This window comes from Peribacillus sp. SIMBA_075 (assembly GCF_046534585.1).
This window is the reverse complement of record NZ_JAWRYN010000405.1, coordinates 1-287: the sequence shown is the minus strand read 5'-3', so window position 1 is coordinate 287 and position 287 is coordinate 1. Positions and strand designations below refer to the sequence as shown.

The following is a 287-nucleotide window of genomic DNA, read 5'->3' as shown; positions in this document are numbered from 1 at the left end:
ACGGAATCTGGTGGACGTATTCATACATCTACAGCAACTGTAGCTGTATTGCCAGAGGCAGAAGAAGTAGAAAGTAGTATTCATGAAAAGGATGTGCGTGGTGATACGTTTGCTTCTAGTGGTCCTGGTGGACAAAGTGTTAATACAACGATGTCAGCGGTACGTTTAACTCATTTACCGACTGGTGTAGTTGTATCTTGTAAGGATGAGAAATCACAAATTAAGAATAAAGAAAAAGCGATGACAGTATTACGCGCACGTGTTTATGATAAGTTTAGACAAGAAGC

The 287-nt window shown here is 40.1% G+C and carries 1 protein-coding gene; it reads left to right on the top strand.

Annotated elements, in window-relative coordinates; translation table 11 throughout:
• Window positions 1-287: peptide chain release factor-like protein (locus SB775_RS28785; protein WP_410864608.1), on the top strand; the 287-nt coding region annotated here is incomplete at both ends.